Annotated in this window: 19 protein-coding genes and 1 tRNA gene; 17 read left to right on the top strand and 3 right to left on the bottom strand. The window is 68.7% G+C overall.

The features are described 5' to 3' along the window. The first annotated feature begins 8 nt into the window (after nucleotides 1-8). Entirely contained in the window at nucleotides 9-548 is a 540-nt protein-coding gene (locus ABZW11_RS40235; RefSeq protein WP_355429693.1) for an RNA polymerase sigma factor, read from the top strand. Continuing rightward, a complete protein-coding gene (locus ABZW11_RS40240) occupies nucleotides 535-1356 on the top strand; it encodes a hypothetical protein (protein WP_355429696.1) in 822 nt (273 codons plus the stop codon). Before ABZW11_RS40235 ends, ABZW11_RS40240 begins: the two co-directional genes overlap by 14 nt. Here the strand turns inward: ABZW11_RS40240 and ABZW11_RS40245 are convergent. Beyond that, nucleotides 1345-2367: an adenosine deaminase gene (locus tag ABZW11_RS40245; RefSeq protein ID WP_355429699.1), complete on the bottom strand. Its 1023-nt coding sequence runs from the start codon at nucleotides 2365-2367 to the stop codon at nucleotides 1345-1347. The genes ABZW11_RS40240 and ABZW11_RS40245 overlap by 12 nt on opposite strands. A gap of 105 nt (nucleotides 2368-2472) precedes the next feature. Between ABZW11_RS40245 and ABZW11_RS40250 the strand changes: the two genes are divergently transcribed. Both ABZW11_RS40250 and ABZW11_RS40255 read left to right on the top strand, forming a co-directional pair. Beyond that, a complete protein-coding gene (locus ABZW11_RS40250; RefSeq protein WP_355429702.1) occupies nucleotides 2473-3012 on the top strand; it encodes a hypothetical protein in 540 nt (179 codons plus the stop codon). 40 nt (nucleotides 3013-3052) lie between these two features. Continuing rightward, on the top strand, nucleotides 3053-3580 hold the full coding sequence (locus tag ABZW11_RS40255; RefSeq protein WP_355429705.1) for a hypothetical protein: 528 nt from the start codon (nucleotides 3053-3055) through the stop codon (nucleotides 3578-3580). 12 nt (nucleotides 3581-3592) lie between these two features. Here the strand turns inward: ABZW11_RS40255 and ABZW11_RS40260 are convergent, their stop codons facing one another. Further along, nucleotides 3593-4801 (bottom strand): pyridoxal phosphate-dependent aminotransferase, encoded by a 1209-nt coding sequence (locus tag ABZW11_RS40260; protein WP_355429708.1) that lies wholly within the window; start codon nucleotides 4799-4801, stop codon nucleotides 3593-3595. A gap of 168 nt (nucleotides 4802-4969) precedes the next feature. Here ABZW11_RS40260 and ABZW11_RS40265 point away from each other — a divergent pair. From ABZW11_RS40265 to rplL, 8 genes are all read left to right on the top strand, one after another. Then, a tRNA-Trp gene (locus ABZW11_RS40265) sits at nucleotides 4970-5042 on the top strand. 77 nt (nucleotides 5043-5119) lie between these two features. Continuing rightward, a complete protein-coding gene (secE, locus tag ABZW11_RS40270; RefSeq protein WP_080043257.1) occupies nucleotides 5120-5365 on the top strand; it encodes a preprotein translocase subunit SecE in 246 nt (81 codons plus the stop codon). 68 nt (nucleotides 5366-5433) lie between these two features. After that, nucleotides 5434-6198, top strand: a complete 765-nt coding sequence (gene nusG, locus ABZW11_RS40275) for a transcription termination/antitermination protein NusG (protein WP_355429710.1) — start codon at nucleotides 5434-5436, stop codon at nucleotides 6196-6198. 118 nt (nucleotides 6199-6316) lie between these two features. Further along, on the top strand, nucleotides 6317-6748 hold the full coding sequence (gene rplK / locus ABZW11_RS40280; RefSeq protein WP_355429713.1) for a 50S ribosomal protein L11: 432 nt from the start codon (nucleotides 6317-6319) through the stop codon (nucleotides 6746-6748). 68 nt (nucleotides 6749-6816) lie between these two features. Then, on the top strand, nucleotides 6817-7536 hold the full coding sequence (gene rplA / locus ABZW11_RS40285; RefSeq protein ID WP_355429716.1) for a 50S ribosomal protein L1: 720 nt from the start codon (nucleotides 6817-6819) through the stop codon (nucleotides 7534-7536). Nucleotides 7537-8180: 644 nt separating this feature from the next. After that, nucleotides 8181-9005 carry an LppX_LprAFG lipoprotein gene (locus tag ABZW11_RS40290; RefSeq protein ID WP_355429719.1) on the top strand — a complete coding sequence of 275 codons (825 nt, stop codon included), beginning with the start codon at nucleotides 8181-8183 and terminating at the stop codon, nucleotides 9003-9005. Nucleotides 9006-9241: 236 nt separating this feature from the next. Next, nucleotides 9242-9766 (top strand): 50S ribosomal protein L10, encoded by a 525-nt coding sequence (gene rplJ, locus ABZW11_RS40295; RefSeq protein ID WP_345395607.1) that lies wholly within the window; start codon nucleotides 9242-9244, stop codon nucleotides 9764-9766. 72 nt (nucleotides 9767-9838) lie between these two features. Next, nucleotides 9839-10234: a 50S ribosomal protein L7/L12 gene (rplL, locus tag ABZW11_RS40300; protein ID WP_355429723.1), complete on the top strand. Its 396-nt coding sequence runs from the start codon at nucleotides 9839-9841 to the stop codon at nucleotides 10232-10234. Nucleotides 10235-10258: 24 nt separating this feature from the next. On the opposite strand, the gene ABZW11_RS40305 is transcribed toward rplL, so the two are convergent. Continuing rightward, entirely contained in the window at nucleotides 10259-10486 is a 228-nt protein-coding gene (locus tag ABZW11_RS40305; RefSeq protein WP_355429725.1) for a nuclear transport factor 2 family protein, read from the bottom strand. Between the two features lie 88 nt (nucleotides 10487-10574). Here ABZW11_RS40305 and ABZW11_RS40310 point away from each other — a divergent pair, with 88 nt between their 5' ends. The 5 genes from ABZW11_RS40310 to rpoB all read left to right on the top strand — a co-directional run. Next, nucleotides 10575-11189 (top strand): TetR family transcriptional regulator, encoded by a 615-nt coding sequence (locus tag ABZW11_RS40310; protein WP_355429728.1) that lies wholly within the window; start codon nucleotides 10575-10577, stop codon nucleotides 11187-11189. 116 nt (nucleotides 11190-11305) lie between these two features. Next, complete coding sequence (locus tag ABZW11_RS40315) at nucleotides 11306-12307, top strand: ABC transporter ATP-binding protein (protein WP_355429730.1); 1002 nt, start codon at nucleotides 11306-11308, stop codon at nucleotides 12305-12307. Nucleotides 12308-12605: 298 nt separating this feature from the next. Beyond that, the gene (locus ABZW11_RS40320; RefSeq protein WP_355429733.1) at nucleotides 12606-13106 is read left to right on the top strand and encodes a hypothetical protein; all 501 of its coding nucleotides are present in this window, start codon (nucleotides 12606-12608) and stop codon (nucleotides 13104-13106) included. Further along, complete coding sequence (locus tag ABZW11_RS40325) at nucleotides 13103-13600, top strand: hypothetical protein (protein ID WP_355429736.1); 498 nt, start codon at nucleotides 13103-13105, stop codon at nucleotides 13598-13600. Before ABZW11_RS40320 ends, ABZW11_RS40325 begins: the two co-directional genes overlap by 4 nt. 445 nt (nucleotides 13601-14045) lie before the next feature. Continuing rightward, a partial coding sequence (gene rpoB, locus ABZW11_RS40330) for a DNA-directed RNA polymerase subunit beta (protein ID WP_355429739.1) occupies nucleotides 14046-16498 on the top strand: 2453 nt, incomplete at its 3' end.

Below are 16498 nucleotides of genomic sequence, written 5' to 3' on the forward strand. Positions count from 1 at the left end.
GACTCGGCATGGACGACGACGAGGCGATCGCCCGTTCGCTCAAGGGAGACCTGGCCGCCTATGAGGTGCTGGTCGCCCGCTACAGCACGCTCGCCCACCGCACCGCCGCCATGCTCGGCGCCGCCGACGAGGCGGAGGACGTCGTGCAGGAGGCGTTCGTCAAGGCGTTCCGCCACCTCGCCTCGTTCCGCCGCGACGCGCCGTTCAAGCCCTGGCTGCTGCGCATCGTCGCCAACGAGACCCACAACCTGACCCGCTCCCGCGGCCGCAGGACCGACCTGGCGCTCCGGCTGTCCGCCACCGCCTCCACCCGCGCGCCCGACGACCCCGAGGGCGCCGCCGTCGCCGCCGACCGCCGCTCCCGGCTGCTCGCCGCCGTCCGCACCCTGCCCGAACGGGAACGCCAGGCCGTCGTCTGCCGGTACTTCTTACAGCTGAGCGAGGCCGAGACCGCGCAGGTGCTCGACTGGCCCGTCGGCACCGTCAAGTCCAGCACCCACCGGGGGCTGGCCCGGCTGAGGGAGGAGGTGGGCGATGAGCTCGCGTGAGTCTGACAAGGACTACGAGGACCACGAGGACTACGAGGCGATCGAGGCGGAATTGCGCGCGCTGGGCGACCTCCTCGACACCCCCGCCCCGCCTCCTGCCGACGTCGCCGCCGCCGTCCGCACCCGCCTCACCTCCACACCCGCACCGGACCCGTCCCCCGGCACCTCCGAGGCGGGCGGCACTCGGGAGGCGCGGGAAAGGCGTGACCCGCCGCCTGTGCCGCAGCGGCGGCGCAGGCGGGTGGCGCGGTGGAAGGTCGTGACCGCCGTGGTCGTCGCCGTCGCCGCGCTCGTCGCGGCCACCCCGCAGGGCCGGGCCGCGGTGGTGCGGATCCTCAGCTTCGCCGGGATCGAGCTGCGCGTCGGCGACACCGCGCCGCCGCCCGTCACCACGACGGCACCCCTGCCGGGCGAGCGCACGGTCGCGCCCACCGAGGTGCCGCGCATGGCCAGGACGCCGGCCGCGCTCGGCCCTCCGCAGCGCACCACGGTCTCCGACGGCGGGCGGGTCGTGTCGATGTTCTGGCCGGACGGCATCAGGCTCGACCAGTTCGACGGCACCCTGGACCCGTACCTGTTCAAGAAGCTCGGCCCGCCCTACCCCGACTTCACCGAGGTCGGCGGCCGTACGGCGTGGTGGATCAAGGGCGATCACCCGCTCGGCTACATCAGCCGCCAGGACGGCACCGAGGTGCCCCTGCGCCAGGCGGGGCCCACCCTGATCTGGCAGCACGGCACGCTCAACCTCAGGCTCGAAGGGCTGACGAGCAAGGAGGAGGCGGTCAGGGTCGCGGAATCACTCGGGTGAGCCGGCCAGCCAGTCGTCCACGCCCTTGAGCAGCTCCTTGCGCACGGACTCGGGGGCGGAGGAGGACCGTACGGACTGGCGGGCCAGCTCGGCCACCTCCGCGTCGGAGAACCCGTAGACCTCCCTGGCCAGCTCGTACTGGCGCAGCAGCCGCGTACCGAACAGCAGCGGGTCGTCGGCGCCCAGCGCGATCGGCACCCCCGCGTCGAACAACCGGCGCAGCGGCACGTCGGCCGGTTGCTCGACGACCCCCAGGCCCACGTTCGAGGTGGGGCAGATCTCGCAGCAGATCTGCCGGTCGGCCAGCCGCTGCATGAGCCAGTCGTCCTCGGCCGCGCGCACGCCGTGGCCCACCCGGTCGGCGCCCAGGTCGTCCACGCACTGCGCGACGCTGCGCGGCCCCATCAGCTCGCCGCCGTGCGGCACCGACAGCAGCCCGCCCCGCTTGGCGATGCGGAACGCCCGCTCGAACTCCCGCGCCTGCCCGCGCCGCTCGTCGTTGGACAGGCCGAAGCCGACGACGTTCTTGTCCGCGAATTGGGTGGCCAGGCGGGCCAGCGTGTTGGCGTCGAGCGGGTGGCGGGTGCGGTTGGCCGCCACGACCACCGCGATGCCGATGCCCGCGTGCGCCGACGCCTGCTCCACCGCGTCCAGCATCAGCTCCAGCGTGGCCGTCAGGCCGCCGAAGCGCTGCGCGTAACCCGACGGGTCCACCTGGATCTCCAGCCACCGCGACCCGGCCGCCACCTCGTCCTCGGCGGTCTCGCGCAGCAGGCGGTAGACGTATTCGGGCTTGGTGAGCACGGATCTGGCGATGTCGTAGAGCCGCTGGAACCTGAACCAGCCCCGCTCGTCGGTGGCCCGCAGCTTGGGCGGCCAGTCCTGCTCCAGCGCGTCGGGCAGATGCAGCCCTTGCTCCCTTGCCAGCTCGATCAGCGTGGAATGCCGCATCGAACCGGTGAAATGCAGGTGAAGATGGGCCTTGGGAAGCGCGTGCAGAGGCCGTGGCATTGACATATCTTGCCACCGGTGCGGGTGTGGGGGAGGAAAGAGGCCCGGTCAGGGGTCCGATGGGGGGCGTGGTTGGGGACTCGATCGAAAGCCGGGGCGGCCGCGGTGTCCTTCACGGCGACCGCTCTGATCATCTACGCGATCTTCTCCTCGGGCTTCGGCCGCCTCCCGCGCGCCGCGATCCGCGCTCCCGAACCCCTGCCCGCCCCGGTGCCGGTGCAGGTGCCGGTGCCGGTGCAGCCGCCCGCTGCGGGCTCGGTCGCGGTGCCGAGGCCGGCGGAGACGGTCGCGGTCGTCGCCGACGGGTTCTGGCTCACGTACCTGCCGGGCGGCCTCGTACGCACCGGCGGCGACGGCACCGGCGCGAGGTTCGCGTCCGCGGCGGGCGGATTCGTCGAAGCCCAGGTGACACGCGGTACGGTGGCAGCGGACTTGGCCCGCTTCCTGAGCCGGATCAAGGTGCGCGACGCCCGCGCCACCACCGTGCGCGGCAGGCCCGCCGTGGCCGGCCGGCATCCGGCGGGCGGCCGGCTGATCGCCTGGCTCGAACGCCCCGGCACGGGGATGTCGATCCGGGTCAGCGACTCGCTCGGCGGCGAGCTGCTCGCTCTTGCCGCCTCCGTCAGGGCTCCTGTAGGAGACTAGGAGCCTTTTCCCCGGTAACCACTCATGTCAAGGGGGGTCGATGCGGCGGCCGGCGGCGGTGCTCCTCATGTTCGCGCTCACGGCGTGCGGCGGCGGCACGACACACCCTGTGGCCACCCCGCCGGCCTCCTCGTCCGCCACCTCGTCCGCCACCTCGCCCGCGCCCGAGCCGCTCGTCACCCGTGCGGACGGCACCGTGCTCTCCTGCGACGGCCCCGGCGTGCAGCTGCCGTCCGCGCTGTCCGGGCTCAGCCCGGCGGGCTCGTTCAGCCGCCTGGAGTCGCTGCGCCGCCCGCTGAAAGTGCGCGGCCGCATCTGGAGCGACAGCGACGAACGCCTCTACGTCGGCGTGGTCTGCGGCCCGCGCACGGCCGAGCAGTTCGTCACGCTCGTCGGCAAGGCCACGCTCACCCTGTACGGCGGCAAGCCCGCGCTGCGCTGGACCACGCGTACGGGCGTGCGCTGCTTCATGTGGCTGGAGAGGCCGGGCACCGCCGTCTACATCGGCACCACGCCCGGCCTCAGCAGCGAGATCAAGCCGATCGCCGCCGACATCACGGCCGGCTGACCCGCGTGCGGCTCAGCGGGCCTCGGACAGCAGCTTGGCCAGCCGGCTGACGCCCTCGACGAGGTCGGAGTCGCCCAGCGCGTACGACAGCCGGAAGTAGCCCGGCGTGCCGAACGCCTCACCCGGTACCACCGCCACCTCGGCCTCCTCCAGGATCAGCTCGGCCAGCTCGCTCGACGACTGCGGCCGCCGCCCGCGCAGCTCCTTGCCGATCAGCTCCTTGACCGAGGGATATGCGTAGAACGCACCCTTAGGTTCCGGGCACAACACGCCCGGGATCTCGTTGAGCATCCTGACCATCGTCTGCCGCCGCCGATCGAAGGCCGCCCGCATCTCCGCGACCGCCGACAGATCACCGGAAACAGCCGCGAGCGCCGCCATCTGCGCCACGTTGGAGACGTTCGAGGTCGCGTGGGACTGCAGGTTGGTGGCCGCCTCAACGACGTCGGACGGCCCGATCAGCCAGCCGACCCGCCAGCCCGTCATCGCGTACGTCTTGGCCACGCCGTTGAGGATCACGACCCGGTCGCCCAGCTCGGGTACGGCCGTGGCGATGCTGGTGAACTCGGCGTCGCCGTACACGAGGTGCTCGTAGATCTCGTCCGTGACCACCCACAGCCCGTGCTCGGCCGCCCACCGGCCGATCGCCACCGTCTGCTCGCGCGTGTGGACCGCGCCCGTCGGGTTGGACGGCGAGACGAACAGCAGCACCTTCGTCCGCTCGGTGCGCGCCGCCTCCAGCTGCTCCACGCTCGCGAGGTAACCGGTCGACTCGTCGGTCACGACGTCGACCTGCACGCCGCCCGCCAGCTTGATCGCCTCGGGGTAGGTCGTCCAGTAAGGAGCGACGACCAGCACCTCGTCACCCGGGTCGAGCAGCGTCGCGAACGCCTCGTACACCGCCTGCTTGCCGCCGTTGGTCACCAGGACCTGCGCCGGCTCGACGGCGTAGCCGGAGTCGCGGCGGGTCTTCTCGGCGATCGCCTTCTTCAGCTCGGGCAGGCCGCCGGCCGGCGTGTACTTGTGGAAGCGCGGCTCGCGGGCCGCCCGCACGGCGGCCTCGACGATGTAGTCGGGCGTCGGGAAGTCGGGCTCGCCCGCGCCGAAACCGATGACGGGACGTCCGGCCGCCTTCATCGCCTTCGCCTTGGCGTCTACGGCGAGCGTGGCGGACTCGGAAATCGCGGAAATTCTCGCGGAGATGCGGGGTCGCGTGGACATGCGTCCATGCTCCCACGCGGTGCCCACGCGGGCGTGACCTGGGCGATCAGGTTTTGGTTCGACGTGGCGGGCAATGACCCGTATGCTTTCGCCTGGTCCTTCCGCCGCATGTCGGCGAGCGGTTCGGTCCAGGCAGTGAGTCGATCAGGGTAGTCTGGTCTACGACATAGGGCACTGGCGCAATTGGTAGCGCACCGGTCTCCAAAACCGGCGGTTGGGGGTTCGAGTCCCTCGTGCCCTGCGAGTGCGGTCCGCGCAATAATTGGCGTGTAAGCGCGCCGCAAAACTGCGTTGGATACGACTGATCAGGTGAGGACTGTGGCGATCGACACGCGCGGCGAGACCGCAGACAAGCCTAGTGGCGAGAAGAAGACACGCACTTCTCCTGCCCTCTTCTATCGGCAGGTCGTCAACGAGCTTCGTAAGGTCATCTGGCCGACACGCAAGGATCTCATCACCTATACCACGGTCGTTCTGGTATTCGTTCTGATCATGGTCGCGATCGTGTACGGGCTCGACAGTGCCCTGGGATGGGCGGTCCTCCGCGTCTTCGGCGGATCCTGACCGAAGACTTCGAGGGGTGATCGCCTGACGGAGTCGCCATTCGATACCACGAAAGAGGAAGAGTCACCGTGTCCGAGTCTTCAGTTCCGGCGGACGAGTCCCGCGACGAGTGGGGCGACGAGCTGGAAGAGGCCACCGAGGAGTCCGCTGCGGCGGCTTCCGAGGAGGCCGAGGTCGAGGAGAGCGACGAGGCGGGCGAAGAAGAGGCCGCCGCCGTCGAGGACGGTTCGGTTCTTCCCGACGTCGACCCCGTCGAGGAGTTCAAGGACTCGCTGCGCGGCCTGCCCGGCGAGTGGTACGTCATCCACTCCTACGCCGGTTACGAGAACCGGGTGAAGTCCAACATCGAGAGCCGCAACGTGTCGCTCAACATGGAGGACTACATCTACCAGGTCGAGGTGCCCACGCACACCGTCCAGGAGTTCAAGAGCGGCAAGAAGGTCCCGGTCAAGGAGCGCGTGCTGCCCGGCTACGTCCTGGTGCGCATGGAGCTGACCGACGAGTCCTGGGCCGCCGTGCGCAACACCCCGGGCGTCACCGGCTTCGTCGGCCTGTCCAACAAGCCGAGCCCGCTCAGCCTCGACGAGGTCGCCAAGCTGCTGGCGCCCGAGCCGACCGAAGAGACCAAGAAGGCCACCACCAAGGCCGCCGCGGGTCCCACGGTCGAGTTCGAGATCGGCGAGTCCGTCACCGTCATGGACGGCCCGTTCGCCACCCTGCCCGCCTCGGTGAGCGAGATCAGCCCCGAGTCGCAGAAGCTCAAGGTGCTCGTGTCGATCTTCGGCCGCGAGACTCCGGTGGAGCTCTCGTTCAACCAGGTCTCGAAGATCTGAGACGATCACCTACACTTAGACGTTCGGCCGGCCGCCTCTCGCGAAGGGCGGCCGCCGACATGTCAGGGGCGCAACCGCGGCTCTGACCGCATCGCAATCAGGACCCGGAGAAGGACACATGCCTCCGAAGAAGAAAATCGCCGCACTGGTGAAGGTCCAGCTCCCCGCTGGCCAGGCCACCCCGGCGCCGCCGGTGGGTACCGCCCTCGGTCCCCACGGCGTCAACATCATGGACTTCGTCAAGCAGTACAACGCTGCCACGGAGTCGCAGCGGGGCAACATCATCCCCGTTGAGATCACCATCTTCGAGGACCGCAGCTTCAGCTTCATCACGAAGACGCCGCCGGCCCCCGAGCTGATCAAGAAGGCGCTCGGCCTCGACAAGGGCAGCGCCGTCCCGCACCGCGACAAGGTGGGCAAGCTCAGCCGCGAGCAGCTGCGCAGCATCGCCGAGACGAAGATGCCCGACCTCAACGCCAACGACATCGAGGCGGCCGAGAAGATCATCGCCGGCACCGCCCGGTCGATGGGCATCACGATCGCCGAGTAAGACCTTCCCGCAAGAAGTCGTGGGAGGGCCGTCCTGACCGTCGGCCCGCACACCACTAGGAGTACAGAATGCAGCGCAGCAAGGCGCACAAGGACGCGGCAGCCAAAATCGACCGCGACAAGCTCTACACGCCCGTCGAGGCCGCGAAGCTGGCCAAGGAGACGTCGACCACCAAGTTCGACGCCACCGTCGAGGTCGCTCTCCGGCTGGGCGTCGACCCTCGCAAGGCCGACCAGATCGTGCGCGGCACGGTCAACCTCCCGCACGGCACCGGTAAGACCGCCCGGGTCCTGGTCTTCGCGACCGGTGACCGTGCCGAGGCGGCCCGCGAGGCGGGTGCCGACATCGTCGGCGCCGACGAACTGATCGACGAGATCTCCAAGGGCAACCGGCTCAACGAGTTCGACGCCGTGGTCGCCACGCCCGACCTCATGGGCAAGGTCGGCCGCCTCGGCCGTGTCCTCGGCCCGCGCGGTCTCATGCCCAACCCCAAGACCGGCACCGTGACGCCCGACGTCGCCAAGGCCGTGACGGAGATCAAGGGCGGCAAGATCGAGTTCCGCACCGACCGGCAGGCCAACCTGCACTTCATCATCGGCAAGACGTCGTTCGGCGAGCGCCAGCTCATCGAGAACTACGCCGCCGCCCTCGACGAGGTGCTGCGTCTCAAGCCGTCGGCGGCCAAGGGCCGTTACCTGAAGAAGGTCACCTTCTCCACCACGATGGGCCCGGGCGTCCCGGTCGACCCCAACCTCACCCGCGGCCTCACGGCCGACCTGGAGAGCTGACCCTCAACGCTTCACAACGACGCCCCCACCCGAGCTCGTCTCGGGCGGGGGCGCCGTCGTTTCCACACGGGGACCTCTAACGAGGACGCCCCGCCCCCTGCCTGCGCCTCCACCTGACCTTTCCTGGGCGGGGACGCCGTCGTCACCCACCCCAAAGCCCCTTGCGGGGGACTTTGTCGTTCTCCTGCCTGCCCCGGCCTCTTGGGCAGGGTTCTGGCAGTCCTCGCCCGCGCCCCTCGTGCCGGAGTGCCGTGGCTTCATGCCTGCGCTGCGCTTGCGCGTTTCGCGCGAGCCTGAGTGCGAGCTTGGCGGAGGCCGGCTGGTGCGCCCGCCCTCAGCCCCCGGAGTCGTCCTCGGGGGAGGTGGGGCGTTGGGTCGGTCCCGTCGCCGGGCTCTTCTCAGCCGTGTTGAGAGGCGCGCCGGCGGTGCCGCCGGCGGGTCTCCACCCTCGCGTTTTCCCCGCGTCGCTCGGCGAGCGTCAGCGGCGTGCTTGGGGTGTTTCTGTGGGGGAAGGGAGCCAGATGAGCTGGGGGCTTCTCTGGTGTGTGGGAAGTGTGCAGGGCGTGTGAGGGATAACCCTGGGTTTTCCCCTATTTGTCGGGGGAAGTCGCCACAGCAGGAAAAGTAAACGTAGGGTCAAGGACATGCTGAAGCGCACGATAAGTATGACCGCGGCCGGAGCCGCACTAGTCGTGGCCGCGGTCGCCGGTTGTGGATCGAACGCCCAGCCCATCCAGGTCAACCTGGCCGCCTCCGAGGTGCTCACCCAGGCCGCGCAGAAGACCGCTGAGGTCACGAGCTACACGGTCGACGCCGTGGTGAACCTGACGCACCCCCAGGAGGGCAGCGGCAAGGTGCAGGGCCGCATGCTCTACCAGAGCAAGCCCCAGCTCGCGGCCGACCTCACCCTCGACACGGTGGACATGGGCCAGCGCAGCGTGCCCGGCGGTGTCCGGGCCGTGCTGCAGGGCGACACCGTCTACGTCAAGGTCGAGGCGCTCAAGGAGCTGCTGGGCGCGACCAAGCCGTGGATCAAGGTCTCGCTCAAGGACGCCGACGGCGGCTCCGGCGAGGTGAACGAGGTGCTCACCCAGGTGCAGCAGTTCGACCTCGGCAACATGACCAAGCTGATCACGGCCTCGCAGGACGTCAAGGCCGCCGGCAACGAGACCGTCAACGGCGAGGACACCACCCACTACAGCGGCACCTTCCCGGTGGAGGCCGCCGTGCAGCAGCTGCCGGCCGACAAGCAGGAGCAGGCCCGTGACGGCCTGGCCGAGCTCAAGGACGTCAAGTTCGACATCTGGGTGGCGGCCGACGGCCTGCCCCGCAAGATCGCCCTGAACGGTTCCAAGGACGGCGCCACGCTCGACGCCACCCTGTTCTTCAAGGGCTTCAACGAGCCGGTCAGCATCCAGGCACCGCCCGCCGACCAGGTCGGCGAGCTGCCGAAGGACACCACCAACTGAGAACGATTTGGAAACTCGGCGGCCAGCACGTACGCTGGTCGTTGCCGAAGACCGCCGGTCGTCGTCAGGTGCTCTAAATCTGGCGACCGAAGGATCCACGTCATGTGGACGGCCCGCGCAGGTGTGATGCGAGTTTCCCACATGGTCATTCCGTGTGCGTGAGCCCCGTGCGCCCTGCGCCCGGGGCTGTTCTCATGTCGGGGGCCTTCGCCGGTGGCACATCTGGAAGGAGGCCCATGGCGAGGGCGGATAAGGCGACAGCGGTTGCCGAGCTCAAGAGCGAGTTCGAGGGCAGCGCCGCCGCCGTTCTGACCGAGTACCGCGGTCTCACCGTCGCTCAGCTCAAGGAGCTGCGCACTGCTCTCGGTGAGAATGCGAAGTTCGCCGTGGCGAAGAACACCCTGACCAAGATCGCGGCCAATGAGGCCGGCGTCGCGGGCCTCGACAGCCTGCTCACCGGTCCGACCGCGATCGCGTTCGTCAACGGCGACGTTGTCGAGGCGGCCAAGGGTCTGCGTGACTTCGCCAAGGCCAATCCCCTCCTGGTGATCAAGGGTGGCGTCCTCGAGGGCAAGGCGCTCGACGCCGCCGAGATCACCAAGCTTGCCGACCTCGAGTCCCGCGAGGTGCTCCTCGCGAAGCTGGCCGGTGCCATGAAGGCCAAGCAGAGCGCCGCGGCCGCGATGTTCGCCGCTCTGCCCACGCAGATGGCTCAGCTGGCCGAGGCCCTGCGCGCCAAGCGCGACGAGGCGGGCGAGTAACACGGGGGTTGCCGCAGCACACCGCGGTCCCGTTCCCAGTTTTCTAGCAAGTCCTAACGTAAGGAAACCATCATGGCGAAGCTCAGCACCGACGAGCTGCTCGACGCTTTCAAGGAGATGACCCTCCTCGAGCTGTCCGAGTTCGTGAAGGTCTTCGAGGAGACCTTCGATGTCAAGGCCGCCGCCCCGGTCGCGGTCGCCGCCGCTCCGGCTGCCGGCGCTGCCGGTGGCGAGGCCCCCGCGGCCGAGGAGCAGGACGAGTTCGACGTCATCCTCGAGGCTGCCGGCGACAAGAAGATCCAGGTCATCAAGGAGATCCGCGCCCTGACGTCCCTGGGCCTCAAGGAGGCCAAGGACCTGGTCGACGGCGCTCCGAAGCCGGTCTTCGACGGCAAGGTCAACAAGGAGCAGGCGGAGAAGGCCAAGGCTGCCCTCGAGGGCGCCGGCGCCACCGTGACCGTGAAGTAACTTCCCCTTCGCTTCACGCACAGCTCAACGAGAAGAGGCGGACACACCCTGGTGCCGGGTGTGCCGCCTCTTTTCGCGTTTCCGGAGCCGGTCAGGCCGCTTCGCGGATACCTCCTCCCTGCCCTGGAACGGCGGCGCGGCGCCGAAGGGGAACTCGTGCAGGCCGTCCTCGGCGTACAGGCCGGCCAGCTCGTCGGGGGACTTGTGCAGCATGGCCGCGTGGTAGGCGGCGACGATCTCTTCGACGGACATGGGACGATCACCCATTCGCTCAACGGTCGTTGACTCAACGAGCGTAGAGTGAAAGTGGCGGCTCGGTCAACGCAGGTAGAGTCGGGGCGTGGCTGAGGAGACGGCGCTTCCGCGCGCCGAGCGGCGGCGCAGGACCGAGGCGCGCATTCTCGACGCCGCGCGGTCCCTTTTCGCCGACATGGGGTACGAACGCGCCACCATCAGGGCCGTGGCCAAGGCGGCAGGGGTGGATCCCGCGCTGGTGATGCAGTACTTCGGCAGTAAGCAGGAGCTGTTCCAGCGGGCCGTGGAGGTGACGCCGGCCCCAGGTGGCAGGTCCGGTGGCGGACAGGTGGGAGGACCGGATCCTGGCGGTGCTCAGGCGGCCGTCGAGGAGGTCGTGGAGCGGCTGCTGGGCACATTGCCCATGAAGCTGGGCGAGCTGTCGCAGAGCCGGCTGGCGATGCTGCGTTCGATGCTCACCCACCCCGAGGCCGCGGTGTCGGCGCGCCGGGCGCTGGGGGAGCAGATCGACCGGGTCGCGCAGACCCTGCCGGCTGAGGACGCGCGGCTGCGTGCGGCGCTGATGACGCTGGTCCTGCTGGGCGTCACGGTCGGCCACCAGCTCCTGGAGCTGGACGAGCTGCGCGACGTGCCCGAGGAGGAGATCGCCCGGCTGCTGCGCCCGAGCCTGCGCGCGCTCACCGGGCAGGACCCGCGATAACCGCCCGGTAACAAGCTGCTGGAACAGGTTCTCGTGAGGCGGCCCGCCGTTACCGTGAAGGCGGTGGCGCGGGCGCGTCACATCCCGGGCACATCCTGCGACCGGAAGGTGACCAGGTGGGCGTCGAAGTCGTGGTGGACGGGCTGACGAAGTCGTTCGGACGGCAGGTCATCTGGGAGGACGTCTCGCTCACGCTGCCCGCGGGCGAGATCTCCGTCCTGCTCGGCCCCTCGGGCACCGGCAAGTCGGTCTTCCTCAAGACGCTGGTCGGCCTGCTGCGCCCCGACCGCGGCCACATCTGGATCGACGGCCACGACCTGGCCACCTGTAAAGAGAACACGCTCTACGAGCTGCGCCGGCTCTTCGGCGTGCTCTTCCAGGACGGCGCCCTGTTCGGCTCGCTCAACCTCTACGACAACATCGCCTTCCCGCTGCGCGAGCACACGCGGAAGAGCGAGACGCAGATCCGCCAGATCGTCATGGAGAAGATCGACCTCGTCGGCCTGCTGGGCGCCGAGTCGAAGCTGCCGGGGGAGATCTCCGGGGGCATGCGCAAACGGGCGGGCCTGGCCAGGGCACTGGTGCTGGAGCCGGAGATCATTCTGTTCGACGAGCCGGACTCGGGGCTCGACCCCGTCCGTACGGCGTTCCTCAACCAGCTCATCGTGGACATCAACGCCGACATCGAGGCGACGTTCCTGATCGTCACGCACGACATCAACACGGCCCGTACGGTGCCCGACGACATCGGGCTGCTGTTCCGGCGGGAGCTGGTGATGTTCGGGCCGCGGGAGATGCTGCTGTCCAGCGACGAGCCGGTGGTGCGGCAGTTCATGAACGCCAGGAGGCACGGGCCCATCGGGATGTCCGAGGAGAAGGACGTCTCGGAGCTGGAGGCCGAGGCGCGGATGGGGCACGATCCCGGTGTCCTGCCGCCGATCCCGCCGCAGCTCATGCCGTCCGGCGGGCGCGTCCGCCGTACGCAGCGGCCGCCCGGCGAGTGGCTGGCGGCCAACGGGGTGACCCCGCCCGTGGGGTCGTTCGTGGACGAGCAGGGCCGCGACTGGCTCCGGGAGTACCCCCGCCTGCTCCAGGCGCACCTCCACGGCGTCACCTGACCCCTAGCGCAACGAGCGGCGGAGTGGACCCTGCACGGCGTCACCTGGCCTCCAGGTTCTCTCGCGGTCCTTCACACCCCTCCAGGCCCCCCATGCGCTTCCAGAGCGCTCTCAGGGCCTTCTGGAGGCATTTGCGGGGCTTAGGCATGAATGGTGGGGCCAGTGCGCTCTGTGCCCGTTTCCTGCCCGAGAGCGGGCCTCCCTGCCGTCCCCAACCGCCTCTGTCGATTAGGGGGCTTAGGCGGCGGGTGTCGCGTTATGATCCGGCAGCGGCCGGCCGGGAGGGGAGTGAGCACAGGTGGCAGGACTCGGTGCTCGGCCCGCCCGCATCCTCATGGCGGCGCTCAGCGGGATCCTGGCGGTCCTGGTGGGCACGGGCGTGTGGATCGCCGCCCAGGCGCGTGACGAGCAGGGCAGGGCGGGCGACAGGCGGGCGGTGCTGGCGGCGGCGGGCGAGCACGCGAAGAACCTGATGTCGCTCGACTACAAGAACGTCGAGAGCGACGTACGCCGCATACTCGACACCTCGACGGGGGCGGCGAAGAAGGAGTACGAGGCCAACCTCGGCAAGCTCAGGAAGACCACGGTCGAGAACAAGGTCGTCCAGCACGGCGTGCTCCGCGCGACCGGCCTGGTCTCGATGACCGCCACCACGGCGCGGGTGCTGGTCGTCGCGGATGTGGAGATCCGCTGGGAGGAGTCGCGCAGCGCGCCTCAGGAGCGCTATTACCGCTGGCAGATGGACCTGACCAAGAGCGGCGGGCAGTGGCTGGTGTCGAAGGTGGTGCAGGTGCCGTGAGGATCTTCGCGATCGTGCTGCTGAGCCTGCTCGTGACGGTGGGCTCGGTGCTCGTGCCGACCATGTGGTTCAACCTGCGCGACCTGCGCGAGGCCGAGGTGGCGGCCAGGGCGGCGGTGGCCGAGGCCAAGAGGCTCGCGCCCGACCTGCTCTCGTACGACTATCGCACGATCGAGGAGGACCTGGCGCGGGCCGGCACGTTCACGACGGGCGAGCTGACCGAGCACTACAAGGAGCTGACCAGGACTCTCGTCTCGCGGGCGAAGGAGCAGAAGATCGTCCAGAGCGTGGCCGTGGCGGCGGCCGGGGTCGAGCGCGCCAAGCCCGACAGGGTAGAGGTTCTGCTGTTCGTGAACACTGGTACGGTCAAGGAGATCCCCGGTAAAGAAGGACTCCAGCAAGAGTTCACCCAGAACCGGGCAAGGTTCGTCATGGTCCGGCAAGATTCGCGCTGGCTGGTGGCGGGCCTGTCCACGCTGCTGGGCACCGCGTGAGGCCCTGGAGATCACGGGCGCGCCGCTACCTTCAATTGTTACCAAAATTCAGGTTTAGTGCTGCCTTCGGCAGGGGTACCTAGGTCATCGCAACACCGGTTGTCGGCATGGGTTCGCCCCCCGGTGTGACGGAGCGTTAACCGCCCCCGTTCGCGGGTATCGTCTTGGGCCTGGCGGTAGGCGATCAGTCACACAGGGAAGAAAACCCAGCGTCCGGGCCCTGAGTCGGCTAAAAGTCGGGCTTGTGGGCTTGACGTTTCCGCCTGAACGGGCGATGCTGCGACCAACGTGGAGCATGCAGCGAGGGCGAAGTGGACAGGCGTGTGCCGTTCGGCTACACTGCCCCTTTGCGCTGCCCTTTGACGACCCGCGATGCTTGCTCACGTTGCGAGGTTGTCTGGCGTGCGTGTAGTCAGTCCGCCGCGAGCCCTCGGAAGGACATCTGTTGGCAGCCTCGCGCAACGCCTCCGCCGTACCCGCTGGTCCCCGTCGCGTCTCTTTTGCGCGCATCCAGGAGCCTCTCGAAGTTCCTGACCTTCTCGCTCTGCAGACCGAGTCTTTCGACTGGCTGCTCGGAAACGAGAAGTGGAAGGCCCGGGTAGAGGCGGCTCGCCAGGCCGGGCGCAGGGACGTCCCGACCCAGTCGGGTCTCGAAGAGATCTTTGAAGAGATCAGTCCTATCGAGGACTTCTCGGGGACCATGTCCTTGTCGTTCCGGGATCACCGGTTCGAGCCGCCGAAGTACTCCGTAGATGAGTGCAAAGAGAAGGACATGACCTTCTCCGCCCCGATGTTCGTGACGGCGGAGTTCATCAATAACACCACCGGTGAGATCAAGAGCCAGACGGTGTTCATGGGCGACTTCCCGCTCATGACGCCCAAGGGCACCTTCATCATCAACGGCACCGAACGAGTCGTGGTCTCGCAGCTGGTCCGCTCGCCCGGCGTCTACTTCGAACGCAGTGTCGACAAGACATCCGACAAGGACCTCTACGGCTGCAAGGTCATCCCGTCGCGGGGTGCCTGGCTCGAGTTCGAGATCGACAAGCGCGACAGCGTCGGTGTGCGCATCGACCGCAAGCGCAAGCAGGCCGTCACCGTGCTTCTCAAGGCACTGGGATGGACCAACGAACAGATTCTCGAGCGTTTCGGCCAGTACGAGTCGATGCGGGCCACCCTGGAGAAGGACCACACGGCCGGCCAGGACGACGCCCTGCTCGACATCTACCGCAAGCTGCGGCCCGGTGAGCCGCCGACCAAGGAGTCGGCGCAGACCCTGCTGGAGAACCTCTACTTCAACCCCAAGCGCTACGACCTCGCGAAGGTCGGCCGCTACAAGATCAACAAGAAGCTGGGCGTCGACGCCGACATCACGCTGGGCACGCTGACCGAGGACGACATCGTCGCCACGATCGAGTACATCGTGCGCCTGCACGCCGGTGAGGAGTCCATGCCGGGCGCCAACGGCGAGGTCATCGTCGAGGTCGACGACATCGACCACTTCGGCAACCGCCGCCTGCGCAGCGTCGGCGAGCTCATCCAGAACCAGGTCCGCCTGGGCCTGGCCCGCATGGAGCGCGTCGTCCGCGAGCGCATGACCACGCAGGACGTCGAGGCGATCACGCCGCAGACCCTGATCAACATCCGCCCCGTGGTGGCCTCGATCAAGGAGTTCTTCGGCACCTCGCAGCTGTCGCAGTTCATGGACCAGACCAACCCGCTGGCCGGCCTGACGCACAAGCGGCGTCTGTCCGCGCTGGGCCCCGGTGGTCTGTCGCGTGAGCGGGCCGGGTTCGAGGTCCGTGACGTGCACCCGTCCCACTACGGCCGGATGTGCCCGATCGAGACCCCTGAAGGCCCCAACATCGGCCTCATCGGCTCGCTGGCCTCCTACGGCCGGATCAACGCCTTCGGCTTCGTCGAGACGCCTTACCGCAAGGTCGTCGACGGCAAGGTGACCGACCAAATCGACTACCTCACCGCCGACGAGGAAGACCGCTACGTCAAGGCGCAGGCCAACACGGCGCTCAACCCCGACGGCTCGTTCGCCGAGGCCCGCGTCCTGGTCCGCACCAAGGGTGGTGAGACCGAGCTCGCGCGTGCCGAGGAGGTCGACTACATCGACGTGTCGCCGCGCCAGATGGTGTCGGTGGCCACCGCGATGATCCCGTTCCTCGAGCACGACGACGCCAACCGCGCGCTCATGGGCTCCAACATGCAGCGCCAGTCGGTGCCGCTGCTCAAGAGCGAGGCGCCGCTGGTCGGCACCGGCATGGAATACCGTGCCGCGACCGACGCCGGCGACGTCATCAGCGCGGAGAAGGCCGGTGTGGTCGAGGAGGTCTCCGCCGACTACATCACGGTCATGAACGACGACGGCACGCGGACGACGTACCGCGTGGCGAAGTTCAAGCGCTCCAACCAGGGCACCAGCTTCAACCAGAAGCCCATCGTCGCCGAGGGCGACAGGGTCGAGGTCAACCAGGTCATCGCCGACGGTCCCTGCACCGACAACGGCGAGATGGCGCTGGGCAAGAACCTCCTGGTGGCGTTCATGCCGTGGGAGGGCCACAACTACGAGGACGCGATCATCCTGTCCCAGCGCCTGGTGCAGGACGACGTGCTCTCCTCGATCCACATCGAGGAGCACGAGGTCGACGCCCGCGACACCAAGCTGGGCCCCGAGGAGATCACCCGCGACATTCCGAACGTGTCCGAGGAGGTGCTTGCCGACCTCGACGAGCGCGGCATCATCCGCATCGGCGCCGAGGTCGTCCCCGGTGACATCCTGGTCGGCAAGGTCACGCCCAAGGGTGAGACCGAGCTGACGCCGGAGGAGCGGCTGCTGCGCGCGATCTTCGGTGAGAAGGCCCGAGAGGTGCGCGACACCTCGCTGAA

It is taken from the genome of Nonomuraea sp. NPDC004580 (assembly GCF_040609855.1).
Lineage (GTDB): Bacteria > Actinomycetota > Actinomycetes > Streptosporangiales > Streptosporangiaceae > Nonomuraea > Nonomuraea salmonea.

What these genes read in the sequence shown, in the direction of transcription:
- ABZW11_RS40235 (WP_355429693.1), top strand. Translation starts at nt 9, where the DNA reads ATGGACGACGACGAGGCGATCGCCCGTTCGCTCAAGGGAGACCTGGCC.
- ABZW11_RS40240 (WP_355429696.1), top strand. Translation starts at nt 535, where the DNA reads ATGAGCTCGCGTGAGTCTGACAAGGACTACGAGGACCACGAGGACTAC.
- ABZW11_RS40245 (WP_355429699.1), bottom strand. Translation starts at nt 2,367, where the DNA reads ATGCCACGGCCTCTGCACGCGCTTCCCAAGGCCCATCTTCACCTGCAT.
- ABZW11_RS40255 (WP_355429705.1), top strand. Translation starts at nt 3,053, where the DNA reads ATGCGGCGGCCGGCGGCGGTGCTCCTCATGTTCGCGCTCACGGCGTGC.
- ABZW11_RS40260 (WP_355429708.1), bottom strand. Translation starts at nt 4,801, where the DNA reads ATGTCCACGCGACCCCGCATCTCCGCGAGAATTTCCGCGATTTCCGAG.
- rplK (WP_355429713.1), top strand. Translation starts at nt 6,317, where the DNA reads ATGCCTCCGAAGAAGAAAATCGCCGCACTGGTGAAGGTCCAGCTCCCC.
- rplA (WP_355429716.1), top strand. Translation starts at nt 6,817, where the DNA reads ATGCAGCGCAGCAAGGCGCACAAGGACGCGGCAGCCAAAATCGACCGC.
- ABZW11_RS40290 (WP_355429719.1), top strand. Translation starts at nt 8,181, where the DNA reads ATGCTGAAGCGCACGATAAGTATGACCGCGGCCGGAGCCGCACTAGTC.
- rplJ (WP_345395607.1), top strand. Translation starts at nt 9,242, where the DNA reads ATGGCGAGGGCGGATAAGGCGACAGCGGTTGCCGAGCTCAAGAGCGAG.
- rplL (WP_355429723.1), top strand. Translation starts at nt 9,839, where the DNA reads ATGGCGAAGCTCAGCACCGACGAGCTGCTCGACGCTTTCAAGGAGATG.
- ABZW11_RS40305 (WP_355429725.1), bottom strand. Translation starts at nt 10,486, where the DNA reads ATGTCCGTCGAAGAGATCGTCGCCGCCTACCACGCGGCCATGCTGCAC.